13 protein-coding genes and 1 other RNA gene are annotated in these 14,246 nt (G+C 71.3%); 6 read left to right on the top strand and 8 right to left on the bottom strand.

Translation table 11 applies throughout. The features are described 5' to 3' along the window. Positions 1 to 74: 74 nt before the first annotated feature. From IPG65_RS00825 to IPG65_RS00815, 3 genes are all read left to right on the top strand, one after another. The gene (locus IPG65_RS00825; protein ID WP_293187409.1) at positions 75 to 1,166 is read left to right on the top strand and encodes an SGNH/GDSL hydrolase family protein; all 1,092 of its coding nucleotides are present in this window, start codon (positions 75 to 77) and stop codon (positions 1,164 to 1,166) included. A gap of 38 nt (positions 1,167 to 1,204) precedes the next feature. Further along, on the top strand, positions 1,205 to 2,851 hold the full coding sequence (locus IPG65_RS00820; RefSeq protein WP_293187408.1) for an MBL fold metallo-hydrolase: 1,647 nt from the start codon (positions 1,205 to 1,207) through the stop codon (positions 2,849 to 2,851). 141 nt (positions 2,852 to 2,992) lie between these two features. Continuing rightward, positions 2,993 to 3,787, top strand: a complete 795-nt coding sequence (locus tag IPG65_RS00815; RefSeq protein WP_293187406.1) for an rRNA pseudouridine synthase — start codon at positions 2,993 to 2,995, stop codon at positions 3,785 to 3,787. Positions 3,788 to 3,860: 73 nt separating this feature from the next. On the opposite strand, the gene rnpB is transcribed toward IPG65_RS00815, so the two are convergent. Continuing rightward, positions 3,861 to 4,221: RNase P RNA component class A (gene rnpB / locus IPG65_RS00810), an RNA gene on the bottom strand. A 95-nt stretch (positions 4,222 to 4,316) separates the two neighbouring features. Here rnpB and cysK point away from each other — a divergent pair. Next, positions 4,317 to 5,234, top strand: a complete 918-nt coding sequence (gene cysK / locus IPG65_RS00805; RefSeq protein WP_293187405.1) for a cysteine synthase A — start codon at positions 4,317 to 4,319, stop codon at positions 5,232 to 5,234. 68 nt (positions 5,235 to 5,302) lie between these two features. Here cysK and IPG65_RS00800 read toward each other — a convergent pair whose 3' ends face one another. The 4 genes from IPG65_RS00800 to IPG65_RS00785 all read right to left on the bottom strand — a co-directional run bounded on the left by IPG65_RS00800 (position 5,303) and on the right by IPG65_RS00785 (position 7,850). Then, positions 5,303 to 6,079 (bottom strand): alpha/beta hydrolase, encoded by a 777-nt coding sequence (locus tag IPG65_RS00800; protein ID WP_293187403.1) that lies wholly within the window; start codon positions 6,077 to 6,079, stop codon positions 5,303 to 5,305. Between the two features lie 49 nt (positions 6,080 to 6,128). Beyond that, positions 6,129 to 6,755, bottom strand: a complete 627-nt coding sequence (locus IPG65_RS00795; protein ID WP_293187402.1) for a TetR/AcrR family transcriptional regulator — start codon at positions 6,753 to 6,755, stop codon at positions 6,129 to 6,131. A 29-nt stretch (positions 6,756 to 6,784) separates the two neighbouring features. Next, positions 6,785 to 7,243: a phasin family protein gene (locus IPG65_RS00790; RefSeq protein WP_293187401.1), complete on the bottom strand. Its 459-nt coding sequence runs from the start codon at positions 7,241 to 7,243 to the stop codon at positions 6,785 to 6,787. 73 nt (positions 7,244 to 7,316) lie between these two features. Continuing rightward, positions 7,317 to 7,850 carry a hypothetical protein gene (locus tag IPG65_RS00785; RefSeq protein ID WP_293187400.1) on the bottom strand — a complete coding sequence of 178 codons (534 nt, stop codon included), beginning with the start codon at positions 7,848 to 7,850 and terminating at the stop codon, positions 7,317 to 7,319. Between the two features lie 241 nt (positions 7,851 to 8,091). On the opposite strand from IPG65_RS00785, the gene IPG65_RS00780 reads away from it, so the two are divergent. Together IPG65_RS00780 and IPG65_RS00775 are read left to right on the top strand one after the other, a co-directional pair. Then, positions 8,092 to 9,807: an NAD(P)/FAD-dependent oxidoreductase gene (locus tag IPG65_RS00780; RefSeq protein ID WP_293187398.1), complete on the top strand. Its 1,716-nt coding sequence runs from the start codon at positions 8,092 to 8,094 to the stop codon at positions 9,805 to 9,807. A 36-nt stretch (positions 9,808 to 9,843) separates the two neighbouring features. Beyond that, entirely contained in the window at positions 9,844 to 10,590 is a 747-nt protein-coding gene (locus IPG65_RS00775) for a ProQ/FINO family protein (protein WP_293187396.1), read from the top strand. A 99-nt stretch (positions 10,591 to 10,689) separates the two neighbouring features. Here the strand turns inward: IPG65_RS00775 and htpX are convergent, their stop codons facing one another. The 3 genes from htpX to IPG65_RS00760 form a co-directional block, all read right to left on the bottom strand. Continuing rightward, on the bottom strand, positions 10,690 to 11,559 hold the full coding sequence (htpX, locus tag IPG65_RS00770; RefSeq protein WP_293187394.1) for a protease HtpX: 870 nt from the start codon (positions 11,557 to 11,559) through the stop codon (positions 10,690 to 10,692). A gap of 171 nt (positions 11,560 to 11,730) precedes the next feature. Further along, the gene (locus IPG65_RS00765) at positions 11,731 to 12,489 is read right to left on the bottom strand and encodes a DUF3025 domain-containing protein (RefSeq protein WP_293187392.1); all 759 of its coding nucleotides are present in this window, start codon (positions 12,487 to 12,489) and stop codon (positions 11,731 to 11,733) included. Continuing rightward, complete coding sequence (locus IPG65_RS00760) at positions 12,476 to 14,245, bottom strand: monovalent cation:proton antiporter-2 (CPA2) family protein (RefSeq protein WP_293187390.1); 1,770 nt, start codon at positions 14,243 to 14,245, stop codon at positions 12,476 to 12,478. Before IPG65_RS00760 ends, IPG65_RS00765 begins: the two co-directional genes overlap by 14 nt. Position 14,246: the final 1 nt, after the last annotated feature.

Below are 14,246 nucleotides of genomic sequence, written 5' to 3'. Positions count from 1 at the left end.
AGGCAGGGCGGCTGGCATACTGCCCGCCGGCACGCGTCGCGCCGTGTCCAAGACCACAAACCCCGGAGACAAGCATGAAGAATTCCAGAAGCCGCGCATGGCTCGCGGCGGCCGTGTGCGCACCCCTGATCGCCGCCCTGGGCGCCTGCGGCGGCGATGGCGGCGACGGCAAGATGGCGGTGAAGTCCATCACCGTCTTCGGCGACAGCCTGAGCGACGTGGGCACCTACCAGGTCGCGACGGGCGACCCCGCCAACCCGGGCAAGTTCACGGTCAATCCAGGCAAGGTCTGGGCCGAGAACGTGGCCGAGCACTATGGCCTGGCGCTCAAGCCCCACCGCTCCCTCACCCTGGACAAGGACGCCAGCTACGGCGCCACCACGGAGGTCGGCACCGCCACGGTGATCGGCGGCAATGGCTACGCCGAGGGCGGCGCGCGCGTGGCGCGACTGCCCAGCCAGAGCGGCGTCGGCAACAACCGGCTGGTGGCGCCGGTGCGCGAGCAGGTCAACAGCTACCTGGCGGCCCACGGCAAGTTCCCCGCCGGCGAGCTGCTGCTCGTCAGCGGCGGCGGCAACGACCTCTACGCGCAGTTCAGCGCCGTGTGCTGGGGCACCGACGAGAACGGCCTCGGCCCGGGCAACACCACGCTCGACATCGCCAACGCAGAGATCGCCAAGGCGGCCCAGGCCGCCGTCGACATGGTCAAGCAGATGCAGGCCAACGGCGCCAGGCTGATCCTGGTGCTGGCGCAGGGCAACCCCATCGTCAGCCCCTTCTCGCGCCACTACGGTTCGCCCGAATACCAGGCCACCGGCTGCTACACCCCCGTGACGGCAGAGCAGGTGAATGCATGGACGTCGCAATTCAACGCCATCCTGAAAAGCGGCCTGGCCCCGCTGCCTGGCGTCGTGCTGCTGGACACGGGCTCGCTCTGGTCGGAGGTGCAAGCCAACCCGGCGCGCCACGGCCTGGTCAACCTGACCGACCCCGCCTGCGTGGGCACCCGGCCGATCAACAGCGCCGCGTTCTGCACCGCCGCCACGCTGGCCGCCCCCGACGCCGCCCAGACCTGGTTCTGGGCCGATTCGTCGCACCCGACCCCGCGCGGGCACCAGATCCTGTCGGACCACGCGCTGGCGCTGCTGAAGGAGCACGCGCGCTGAGCCGGCGCGGCCCCGGTGCGCGCCCCATAATCGCCGCCATGCCGCGTCCCAGCCAACTCCTGCACCCCCCGCGCGAGCCCGCGCTCCCCCGCCCCGCCGCCACCGTGCTGCTGCTGCGCGACACGCCGGCTGGCATCGAGGTGCTGATGACGCGCCGCTCGCCCACCGCCAGCTTCGTGCCGGGCGCCTATGTGTTCCCGGGCGGCGGCATCGACGCGGCGGATGCGGCGGCGCATGCCCTGGCCACGCGCCGCCCGACGCAGAGCGACGAGCACCTGACGCAGGCCATCGCCGCCATCCGCGAGAGCTTCGAGGAGCTGGGCGTGCTGATCGCGCGCCGCGCCGATGGCACCCCGGCCACCGCCAGCGACGTGGCCGCGCTGGACCGCCACGCGCCCCTCGCCACGCAGTGCGCCGCGCGCGGCCTCCTGCTGGCGGCGGCCGATGTGTTCGTGCTGGCGCGCTGGATCACCGACCGCGACCTGCCCCGGCGCTTCGACGTGCCCTTCCTGGTGGCGCGCATGCCCGAGGGCCAGACGCCGGTGGCCGACGAGGCCGAGCAGTTCGAGCCCGTGTGGGTGCGCCCGCGGGACGCGCTGGCGCGGCACGCGGCGGGCGACTTCTTCATCATCTTCCCGACCATCCGCACGCTGGAGCGTCTGCAGCGCCACGCCACCGTGGACGCCGTGCTGGCCGCCTGCGCCGGCGACAAGCCGCTGTGGACGAGCTGCCCGCGCGGCGGCCTGCTGGCCGGCAAGGAAGAGCGCTACATGGAGCACGAGCCGCCCTACGGCGAGCTGGCGCTGGTCTGCCCCGGCGGCCAGCTGCTGCACGCGCTGGACTGGCAGAGCGAGCAGCCCGTGCCCCTGCTCAGGAACGTGCAGCGCCTGACCGCGCCCAACCCCGGCTTCATGACCGGCCCCGGCACCAACAGCTACCTGGTGGGCGACCCGCGCACCGGCTACGTTGCCATCGACCCCGGCCCGGCGGACGCCGCCCACGTCGAGCGCCTGTGGCGCGCCGCCGGCGGCGACATCCGCGCCATCGTCTGCACCCACTCTCACCCCGACCATTCGCCCGGCGCCCGGCCGCTGCAGGCGCTGTGCGACGGCCGCTCGCCCATCCTGGGCCTGCCGTCGCAGCCGACGGCGCGCGCCGCCAGCGAGTTCACGCCCGACCGGGCGCTACAGGATCAGGAGCTGATCACGCTTTCTGGACGCGGGCCAGAGGGCGAAATCACCCATATCCTGCGCGTCATCCACACCCCTGGCCACGCCGCCAACCACCTGTGCCTACTGCTGCAGGAGGACGGCCTGCTGTTCTCCGGCGACCACATCCTGAACGGCAGCACCACCGTGGTGGACCCACCCGACGGCGACATGACCGCCTACCTGGACTCGCTGGACAAGCTGGACGCCGCCTGCGCCGCGCACGGCGCCGACTTCATCGCGCCCGCCCACGGCCACGTGCTGGGCAGCGCGCGCGCGGTCATCTCGCACCTGAAGCAGCACCGCCTCGCGCGCGAGGCCAAGGTGCTGGCGGTGATGCGGGCCGACCCTGGCGGCACAATGGACGACTGGGTGGCCATGGCCTACGACGACGTGCCGCCGCGTGTGTGGCCGGTGGCCAAGCGCTCGCTGCTGGCGCACGTGGAGCGTATCCAGGCCATGGCGCCGGGGAATTGAGACACCCGCCTGAGTCGCTTCGCGCTGGCGCAGCCGGCGGGGTGCGCCAGCGGCCAGCCCGGACGGCGCCAATCCCCACTTGATTTGCTGTGCATTTGATGGCAACCGATGCTTTCTGGATGCTGGCCAACGGGTTCAATCATGACTGAAGACACCCTCCACCCCGGCCTGGTTCGACTCGCCAAGCGCGTCGCCGATCAAATGCGCTGCTCACGCAGCACGGCCGAGCGCTACATCGAAGGCGGCCTGGTCAGCGTGGACGGCCGCGTGATCGAAGTGCCCGGCGCGCGCGTGGCGCCGCACCAGCGCGTGGTGCTGGAAGCCAACGCCAGCCTGATGGACCTGGCCCCGGTCACCCTGCTGCTGAACAAGCCCGCCGGCCACGAGGCCGGGCTGGGCGCACCCGCCGCCGCCACCGCGCAGCGCGCCCACGCCAGCCGCAGCCAGGGCGCGCCCCTGGCGCAGGCGCTGCTGACCGAGGCCCATCACGTGGCCGACGACGCCAGCGGCATACGCGTGCTGCAGCGCCACTTCAAGCTGCTGGCGTGCCACACGCCGCTGCCCACCGAGGCCAGCGGCCTGGTGGTGTACACGCAGGACGCGCGCATCGCCCGCAAGCTGGCCGAGGACATCGAATCGCTGGAGCAGGAATGCATCGTGGAAGTGGCCGGCACGATGGCCGAGGGCGGCCTGGCGCGCCTGTGCCACGGCCTGTCCTTCAACGGCCGGCCGCTGCCGCCGGTCAAGGTCAGTTGGCAGAACGAGACCCGCCTGCGCTTCGCGCTCAAGGGCATCCGCCCGGGGCAAGTGCCCTCGATGTGCGAGGCGGTGGGCCTGCGCGTGGTGGCGCTGCGCCGCATCCGGCTGGGCCGCGTGCCCCTGGCCAAGATGCCCGAAGGCCAGTGGCGCTATCTGCAGCCGTGGGAAAAGTTTTGATTCTTCAGGCCGAAAACCCTTTGCGGGTGCCAGCCGGCAGCTAGGTGTTTCATAGCCACCGGCATTGAACAAAGTGTGAAGCCCGCCGATACGCCGGATTCTGTGCGCCCTGGTTGCCCAAGGCGTGACCGCCATCAATCTGGGCCGGGGGTCGCCCACCCGGCTCGGTGCCACCTACCCGCCAGCTCGTCCCGCGGAGCCACAAGATCGAGAGAGGTCGCCCTGCTCCCGTGGCTGGCCTCACTTGGTGTTGCTGCGCGTAGAGATTGCCCGTTTCACCCGGCGCCGGGTTTCCCCATTGCCGACTCGTCTCTGTTGCTCTGATCCTCACCTTGCGGTGGAGAGGTGTTACCTCCTACGCTGCCCTGTGCAGTCCGGACGTTCCTCCAGTGCGGCCTTTCGACGCTTGCACCAGCGGCGGCCTGGCGGGCTTCACGGGGCGGATTATCCACCGGCATATGGATATGCCACTTCCGGTCGAACGATTGCGCCAGAATGGCCGACTTGCCCAACCCGATCAGGAGACCCCATGAAAGCCGACAACATCCTCGACACCATCGGCCGCACCCCCGAGGTACGCATCAACCGCCTCTTCGGCCCGCAGGCCCAGGTGTGGATCAAGTGCGAGCGCGCCAACCCCGGCGGCTCGATCAAGGACCGCATCGCCCTCAGCATGATCGAGGCGGCCGAGCAGAGCGGCCAGTTGAAGGCCGGCGGCACCATCATCGAGCCCACCAGCGGCAACACCGGCGTCGGACTGGCCATGGTGGCGGCCGTCAAGGGCTACAAGCTGGTCCTGGTGATGCCCGACAGCATGAGCGTGGAGCGCCGCCGCCTGATGCTGGCCTACGGCGCCACGTTCGACCTGACGCCGCGCGAGAAGGGCATGAAGGGCGCCATCGCCCGTGCCGAGGAGCTGGCCGCGCAAACGCCCGGCGCCTGGATCCCGCAGCAGTTCGACAACCCCGCCAACGTGGCGGTGCACGAGCAGACCACCGCGCAGGAGATCCTGGCCGACTTCCCCGACGGGCTGGACGTGCTGATCACCGGCGTCGGCACCGGCGGCCACCTCACGGGCTGCGCACGGGTGCTGAAGGCGAAGTGGCCGAATCTGAAGGTGTTCGCCGTCGAGCCCACGCAGTCGCCCGTCATCAGCGGCGGCGCGCCCGCGCCGCACCCCATCCAGGGCATCGGCGCCGGCTTCATCCCGAAGAACCTGGACACCAGCCTGCTCGACGGCGTGATCCTGGTCGAAGCCGAGGCGGCGCGCGAGTACGGTCGCCGCAGCGCGCGCGAAGAGGGCCTGCTGGTGGGCATCAGCAGCGGCGCCACGCTGGCCGCCATCGCGCAGAAGCTGCCCGAGCTGCCGGCCGGCAGCCGCGTGCTGGGCTTCAACTACGACACCGGCGAGCGCTACCTGTCGGTCGAAGGCTACCTGCCAGCCTGACGCCAACGAAACGGGCGCCCGAGGGCGCCCGTCGCTCAGTGGCCGCGGCGCGGCCCGTGGCTCCCGCCTCAGGCGCGCTGCGCCGGCGTGGGGTAGACCAGTGGGCCCAGCAGGCCGCGGTTGAAGGGCTTCCACTCGCCTTCGGGCTGCGACAGGCGGTCGGCCAGCGCATACAGCACCGCCGGGTGCACGCCCATGCCGATGTGGCTGGCCAGCACCTCGATGTTCTCCGACCGCGGGCCGTTCTGCTCCAGGCTGCACTGCCAGGCGACCACGCCGTCGGTGCGGCTGTAGATCGACGTGGTGGGCACCGGCGGCGTCGGCCGCACCGAGCTCCATTGCGCCTGGTCGTCGGCGCTCTTGCCGCTCACGTTCTCATACAGCCGCCAGGCGTTGGTGGAGTGGCCGTTGCCCACGAACGGGCTGCCCAGCGTGATGACGCTGCGCACCATGTCGGTGTGGGTGGACGCCAGCATGCGCGCGTAGACGCCGCCCAGGCTCCAGCCCACGATGCTGACCTTGCGGCCGCTCTTGTCGGCCAGTTGCTTCAGCAGGTCGACCATGCGGTCCTCGACGCCCGGCCGCGGCCCCAGGTTGCGGCCCTGGCCCCAACCGTGCGGGTCGTAGTGGCGGCTCTTGAGGTAGCGGCGCAGCAGGCCGGTCGAGGCATCGCTGGCCACCAGCCCCGGCAGCACCAGCACGGCATGGCCGTCGCCGCGCGGCGCCCGCTGCAGCAGGGGCCAGAAGGTGAGGCCCGCGACTGTTTCCCAGAGCGCGCGGCCTTCGGCCAGCAGCAGCAGCCGCGACGGCGGCGGGATCGGTTGGTCATAAGTCACTGCGGTCATGTAAGTTCCTTTCTTGCTCGGTGAGGGCAACGGAGTCCATCGGGGATGCTCATCCCAGATACTTGCTCTTCAGGTAGTCCAGATATGCCCTCGATTCGCTGGACACATAGGGAGAAATCAGGGTCAGCGCGTAGAAAGCCGCCAGCCCGGGGTCGGTGTCACGCCCGTCGCGGCCCGGGATCAGTCGCTCGAACGACAGCCAGCAGGTGGTGGTGAACACCATCTGCAGCGCCAGGATGCGCGCCTGCTCGGCGCTGGCCTGCACCACGCCCGCGGCCGCCAGGCCCTCGAACAGCGACTGCGCGGCCACCAGTTCGAGCGCGGTCAGGGCCTGCGCCCGCTGGCCCAGGGCCGGGTACTCGCTCGACAGGAAGGCCATGTCGCGGTACACGAAGCGGTACTCGCCGATGACCTCGAAGCGCAGATGCAGCGCCAGCCACAGGTCGTCCACGGCGGCGATGCCCGCGGTCGAGCTGTTGAGCGCCTCCAGCTTCTGCTCGAAACGCCGGAACAGCCAGGTGACGATCTGCTCCTTGGTCTTGAAGTGGTAGTGCAGATTGCCCGGGCTCATGCCCAGTTCGGCCGCGATCTTGTGCGTGGACACCGCCGGCAGCCCGTGTGCATTGAACAACGCCAGGCAGGTCTGCAGGATGCGTTCGCGGGTGGAGCCGGCCACGTTGGTGCGCCTGAACCCGGGTCATCGATTCAGCGTCCCGACCGCCCGCCGCGCGCGGCGGGCGCCGGCGCCGGCGGTTTGCGGCGCGAGGCGCGCAACTGGTCCACTTCAGCCCGCAGGCGCTCGATCTCGGCCTGCAGGACCTGCATTTCTTGCGCGCCCGGCCAGCCCAGGCGCTGCAGGGCACCGGCCACGCGCTGGTCGAACACGTCTTCAAACTTGCGAAAGCCGAAGCCTTCGAGGCCCGAAAACCCCAGGCCCGGCACGCCGGCGTCGCCGCGCGCGGACTTCTTGGGCGGCACCAGCCCCATCAGGTTGTCCAGCTTGAAGGCCTTCAGGCCCGCGCGCAGCAGCTCTTCGGCGGCGTGGGCCGCCGGCGTCTCGGCCGCCTTGACGCACACGCTGGCGGGCGTGCCGCCGCCCGCGGTTTTCCGGGGACGGGCGGCCTTGCGCGCCGGCGGGCTGGACGATTCGGCTTTGCTTGCCATGCGTGACTCCTGCATCGGGGCCGAGGATAGGGGAACTGGGCGCTCCCCCTCGCGGCGCGGCGTCGCCTGCGTGTCAGTCCGCCTTGCGGGCGCGGCGGGCCGGACGGGTCTCGGCGGCGACCTCTTCCTGGCCATTCACGCGGGCCTCGACGCGCTTGGCGCCGACCACGTACTGCTCAGCCACCTGGGCGGACAGTTGGGCGATCGGCAGTTGCAGCTTGCTGACGCCGTTGATGAACGCCTGCGCGGCCGGCGAATCGATCTTCTCGAGGCGGCTGGTGGCCGCGTCGATGCCGCTGGTGCTGGCCACGGCGATGCGGTCGATGACGGCGATCACGTTCTTGGTGTCGGCCTCGGCACGCTGGATCAGGAAGCCATTGAACTTCTTCTGCGCGTCGATCAGCTGGGTGCGGATCTGCTCGTTCAGCACCGGCAGCTTGGCCTGCTCCAGGTAGGCGCCGTAGCGCGTGGCTGCGCCGTTCAGCAGGCGCTGCACGCCCGTGCGGTAGGCGCCGACCAGCGTCTTGTTGGCGGTGTTGTACGACTCCACCGTGCGGATGGCGGTGTTGGCCAGGTTCTCGATGGCGGAAACGGCTTGGGTGGTCATGGTCAATTTCTCCTGTGGATTGAGTTGAGGGTTCGCGTTGTGCGATGGGTTGATCTTCCCGCACAAATCCTAGGGCTGGAAAACCAGAATCCACTGAAAACTAGGACGATCGCCCTAATTTTCGGGGGGCGCGGTTGAGGGACATCGAACTTGCCGCATCGGCGGGGAGCGCGCCGCCCGCCGCGGGGCGCGGGCCGGCCTTGCGTATCATCACCAGCCCTTTGCTTGATGACCACAAGCCATGATCCGCATCGCCGAACTCCGCCTGCCGCTGGCGCAGGCCGACGCCCCGCAGGCGCCGCTCGCCGCCGCCGCCGCGCACAGGCTGGGGCTGCCCGAAGGCGCCATCGCGCGCCTCGCCGTCTTCAAGCGCAGCTTTGACGCGCGCAAGGCCGAGCTGCTGGCCGTGTACATCGTGGACGTCGAACTGGCCGACCCCGGCGCCGCCACCGCGCTGCTGGCGCGCTTCGGGGACGACCCGCACGTGCAGCCCACGCCCGACCTGGCCTGGCGCCCGCCCGTGGCAGCGCCCGCCGGCTGGCAGGGCGAGCGGCCGGTGGTGGTGGGCTTCGGCCCCTGCGGCATCTTCGCCGCCCTGGTGCTGGCGCAGATGGGCCTGAAGCCCATCGTGCTGGAGCGCGGCAAGCCGGTGCGCGAGCGCACGCAGGACACCTGGGGCCTGTGGCGGCGCGGCCAGCTCGACCCGGAGAGCAACGTGCAGTTCGGCGAGGGCGGCGCGGGCTTGTTCTCCGACGGCAAGCTCTACAGCCAGGTGCGCGACCCGCGCCACCTGGGCCGCAAGGTGATGGCCGAGTTCGCCCAGGCCGGCGCGCCGGAGGACATCCTCTGGGTCGCGCACCCGCACGTCGGCACCTTCAAGCTGGTGAAGGTGGTGGAGAACCTGCGCGCGCAGATCATTGCCCTGGGCGGCGAGGTCCGCTTCCAGCACCGCGCGATCGATTTGCTATTAGAACAGGAGCAAGAGGCGCAAGTCCTGCGCGGGCTGAAGGTCGAAAACCTTCAGAACGGCGAGGTGCGCGAGTTGCCCGCCCGCCACGCTGTGCTGGCGCTGGGCCACAGCGCGCGCGACGCCTTCGCCCTGTTGCACGCGCGCGGCGTGGCGATGCAGGCCAAGCCGTTTTCCATCGGCGTGCGCATCGAGCACCCGCAGGGGCTGATCGACCGCGCCCGCTGGGGTCGCCACGCCGGCCACCCGCTGCTGGGCGCGGCCGAATACCGGCTGACGCACCACGCTGGCGGCGGGCGCACGGTGTACAGCTTCTGCATGTGCCCCGGCGGCACCGTGGTGGCCGCCACCAGCGAGCCCGGCCGCGTGGTCACCAACGGCATGAGCCAGTATTCGCGCAACGAGCGCAACGCCAACGCCGGCCTGGTGGTGGGCATCACCCCGGCCGACTTCCCACGCGACGCCGCCGCCTTCGAAGCCATGCTGGGCGCCACCCACGGCGCCGAGTCGCTGCAAGGCGGCGCCGCGCACCCGCTGGGCGGCATCGTGCTGCAGCGGCAGTTGGAAGCCGGCGCCTACGCGCTGGGCGGCGGTGGCTACCGCGCGCCGGCGCAGCGCGTGCAGGACTTCCTGGCCCAGCGCCCATCCACCGCGCTGGGCGAGGTCATCCCCTCCTACCAGCCCGGCGTGACCCCCGCCGACCTGCACGCCGCCCTGCCCGCCTGGGCCACCGCCGCCCTGCGCGAAGCCATTCCCGCCTTCGGCCGCAAGCTCCGGGGCTACGACCTGCCCGACGCCATGATGACCGGCGTGGAGACGCGCACCTCCTCGCCCGTCCACATCCAGCGCGGCGAGGACCTGCAGAGCCTGAACGTGCGCGGCCTGTACCCCGCCGGCGAGGGCGCGGGCTACGCCGGCGGCATCCTCTCGGCCGGCATCGACGGCATCAAGGTGGGCGAAGCCGTGGCGCAGAGCTTGCTGGGCCACTGAACCCCTTTTTCCAGCGCAGACAAGTCAACATCGCACATGACCGATACCACCCAACCCAACACCGCCACCGATGCGCGGCCGCCCGCCGCCCCACGCCGGCGCCGCCGCGGCGGCGCCAAAACGAGCCCCGACGCACGGGTTGCCCCGCCGCCCCAACCCGGCGCGCGCCCGCCGCGCAAACCCAGCCCGGTGCTGGAGCGCCTGTTCGCGCTCTACCCCCGGCTCTTCGGCGCCCGCTTCGTGCCGCTCAAGCTGGGCGTCTACGAGGACCTGCTGGCGCGACACCCCGAGGACTTCTCGCCCGAGGAGCTGAAGCTGGCGATGGGCCAGCACGCCCGCTCCACCCGCTACCTGGAGAGCGTGGCCGCCGGCCACCCGCGCCACGATCTCGACGGCAACGCCGTGGCGCCGGTGGCGCCCGAGCACGTGCACCACGCCATCCTGGAACTGCACCGCCGCCGCCACCCGCGCACCCCCGCCGACGCGCAAGCCGGGCTGAACGCGCAACTGGTGGCGCGCGTCGCCCGCGCCATCGAGGCGTCGGGCCTGCCGCACCACGACTACGCGGCGCGGGTGCGCTCGCGCGACGCCAGCGCCAATGCCGTGGTCGATGAAGCGCTCATCACCCTGGCCGCGCAGGCCGCCAAGCGCGAGGCGCTGCTGCGCGCCTTCGAGGCCAGCGGGCGCGGCGAGCCCGAATTCGCCGAGATGTACGGCATCCCGCTGGACGAGGTGAGGCGCAGCCTGCAGCAGGCGCGGGCCGCGCGAACACCGGCCACCTGAAGCGCCGGCAAAGAAAAACCGCGGCCCTGCGCGGCGCTGCGGTTTTGATAGCTTCCGGCGTACTATCCGCGCCGGCTGGAACCTGATTCTACTTGTGGATCAGCCCTGGTAGGCCTTCAGCGCCGCGATGCGCTCCTCCATCGGCGGGTGGGTGGCGAACAGCTTGCCGATGCTGCCGGCGATGCCCATGGCGGCCAGGTTCTTGGGCATGTCGGCACCGTCGGCGTGCAGGCCGCCCAGGCGCGCCAGGGCGTTGATCATGGAGCGCGGCTGGCCCATGAACTGGGCCGCGCCGCGGTCGGCGCGGAACTCGCGCTGGCGCGAGAACCAGGCCACCACGATGCCGGCCAGGAAGCCGAACAGGATGTCCAGCACGATGGTGGTCACGTAGTAGCCGATGCCGGGGCCCGAGCTGTCGCTGCCGCGCCGCAGGAAGCCGTCCACCAGCGAGCCGATAACGCGGCTGGCGAACACCACGAAGGTGTTCATCACGCCCTGGATCAGGGCCATGGTCACCATGTCGCCGTTGGCCACGTGGGCCACCTCGTGGCCAATGACGGCCTCGACCTCCTCGCGCGTCATGCCGCGCAGCAGGCCGGTGGAGACGGCCACCAGGGCTGAATTCTTGAACGCGCCGGTGGCGAAGGCGTTGGGCTCGCCCTCGTAGATGCCGACGTCGGGCATGCCGATGCCGGCCTTGTCGGCGAACTTGCGCACGGTGTCCACGATCCACGCCTCATCCTGGTTGCGCGGCTGGTCGATGATGTGCACGCCCATGCTCATCTTGGCCATGGTCTTGCTGAGCAGCAGCGAGATGATGGAGCCGCTGAAGCCCACGATCAGCGAGAAGATCATGAGCTGCCCGGTGTTGGTGCCGGTGTAGCGGCCCAGCCCGAACAGGCTGGTGACGATGCCCACCACCACCATCACGGCGATGTTGGTCAGGACGAAGAGCAGGATGCGTTTCATGGGTTCCTTTTTTTCCGCAGGGGCGCCCGCCGGCGTGGCGGCTCTGGCGCGAATGGTAGGGGCGGTTGGAGCAAATTCAATGCCGCGTGTTCCCTTCGCGCCTTAGGTTACTACCTTATTGATAGCTTAATTATCAATATCCACGAGGGTTTCAGGCTTTTCTCATTCAAATCAGCGCGGCGGCCGCACGTGACGGAACACCCGCGCGTCGTCGTAGAACGCCGGCGCCTCGTTACCCGGCCACCAGCCCGGCACACCCAGCAGCGGCAGCGGCACGAAGGGCTTGGCGGCCAGCCGCTCGGGCGTGAGGTCGCGCGCCAGCCAGTCGTCGAGCGCCCGCAGGTCGCCCGCCGCGTCGAACGGCGGCGCCACGCGCCAGGCGTGGCCGGTGATGGACTTGTAGGGCGCCACCAGCTTCTCCAGCGCGGCATGGCCGAACACCAGCAGCCGCGCCTGGCCCCACAGCGGACGCAGCGGGCCGAACAGCTCGCCCCAGCGGCGCGCGGCCAGGGCCTGCCACAGCGCGTCCGGCGCGTGCAGCAGCACCGCGTTCTCGTCGAACACCGTGGCCGCGTCGCGCACCGGCCCGCGCGTGGCGCGCACCCCGTCGCGCGCGATCTCGGCCGCCTGCAGGGCGTTCAGCCGGCGCTTGGCGCGCGGCAGGCGCATCCACACCAGCGCGTTGAAGAAGTCGTGCCAACCCTCGCGCATGGGCACCTGGCCGGTGTCGAAGATGAAGCGCTCGTAGGGCTCGCCCGCCGGCAGCGCGGCCTGCGGCACGAAGCGCACCGGCGCCCACGCCAGCGCATTGGCGGCCTCGTGCGCCGGCAGGCCGGTCGACCGCCGGGCCAGCAGCGCCTGGGCCTCGGCGCGCCAGGGCGCGAACCAGGCGGCGCGCCACTCGGGCACGGCCGCGCTAGCGGGCGTCATCGGCGGGCGGCGCGGGCTGGTTGAAGTACACCAGCGAGCGCCCGGCGAAGCGGTCGCCCGCCACCTCCAGCGCGAAGCGCTCGGCATCGCGGCGGCGGATGTCGTCCATGATCTCGCCCGCCTCCTCGTCGCTGGCGCCCAGGGCCTTGAGCGCCTCGCCGCCCAGCAGCAGGGACGACTCGAACACCTCGCGCACCACCACGTCGGCGTCGGCCTTGACCAGGTCGCGCGCGTGCTCGCGGTCGAAGGCGCGCACCAGCAGGCGCGCCTGCGGAAACTCGGCCTTGACGATCTCGGCGATGCGCGTGGCGGCGGGCCGGTCGTCGATGGCGGAGACGACCACCCGCGCCTGGTGCGCGCCGGCGGCGTGCAGCACCTCGGGCCGCGTGCCGTCGCCGTAGTAGACCTTGAAGCCGTAGCGGCTGGCGTCGCGCACGGTTTCGGGGTCGGCGTCGATGATGGTGATGTCCGCCCCGCGCGCCAGCGGCCCCTGGCTGACGAGCTGCCCGAAGCGCCCGAAGCCGATGATGAGCACGCTGCCGCAGGAGTCGTGCACCGCCTCCACGCCGTCCAGCGACAGGGCCGGCGCGCGCGCCAGCCGCCGGTGCAGCATCACGGCCAGCGGGGTCAGCGCCATGGACACCACCACCACCGCCGTCATGAGGGCGTTGACCTGTCCGCTGATCACGCCCTGCGACTGCGCCGCGTTGTAGAGCACGAAGGCGAATTCGCCGCCCTGCGCCATGATGACGGCACGGTCCAGCGCGTCGGCGTGCGAGCTCCGGGCCAGCCGCGCCACGGCGTAGATGCACAGCGCCTTGGTCAGCATCAGCGACAGCACGCCGGCCAGCACCAGCGGCCACTGCGCGCGCACCACGTCCAGGTCCAGCGCCATGCCCACGCCGAGGAAGAACAGGCCCAGCAGCAGGCCGCGGAAGGGCTCCACGTCGGCTTCGAGCTGGTGGCGGAAGTTGGACTCCGACAGCAGCACGCCGGCCAGGAAGGCGCCCATGGCCATCGACAGCCCGCCCAGCTCCATCAGCAGCGCCGCGCCCAGCACCACCAGCAGCGCGGCGGCGGTCATCACCTCGCGCGCCTTGGCCCGCGCCAGCAGGCCGAACAGCGGGTTCAGCAGCCACAGGCCGGCGGCCACCAGCGCCGCCAGCGCCGCGGCGGCCAGCCCGATCTGGCCCCACAGCCCGCCGACCGGCCGCGCCTCGGCGCCGTGCGGCGCCAGGAAGGCCACCAGGGCGAGCAGGGGCACGATCAGCAGGTCCTCCAGCAGCAGGATCGCCACCACGCGCTGGCCGCGCGGCGCGGCGATGTCCCCGCGCTCGGACAGCAACTGCATGACGATGGCGGTGGAGGTGAGCACGAAGCCCATGCCGGCGACGAAGGCCACCGCCCACGGCGTGCCGAAGCCGACCACGCCCACCAGCGTCAGCAGCGCGGCGCACACCAGCACCTGCAGGCTGCCCAGGCCGAAGATCTGCCGCCGCATCGCCCACAGGTGCGAGGGCTTCATCTCCAGCCCGATGATGAACAGGAACATCACCACGCCCAGCTCGGCCACGTGCAGGATGGTCTGCGGCTCGGCCACCAGCTTCAGCCCGAACGGCCCCACCACCAGCCCCGCCGCCAGGTAGCCCAGCACCGAGCCCAGGCCGATGCGCTTGAACAGCGGCACCGCCACCACGGCGGCGCCCAGCAGGGTCACCACCTGGACCAGATCGGAACCACCGCTTGCGTCCGCCATG

It is taken from the genome of Ottowia sp. (genome assembly GCF_016703145.1).
Lineage (GTDB): Bacteria > Pseudomonadota > Gammaproteobacteria > Burkholderiales > Burkholderiaceae_C > Ottowia.
This window is presented reverse-complemented; position numbering and strand designations above follow the sequence as displayed.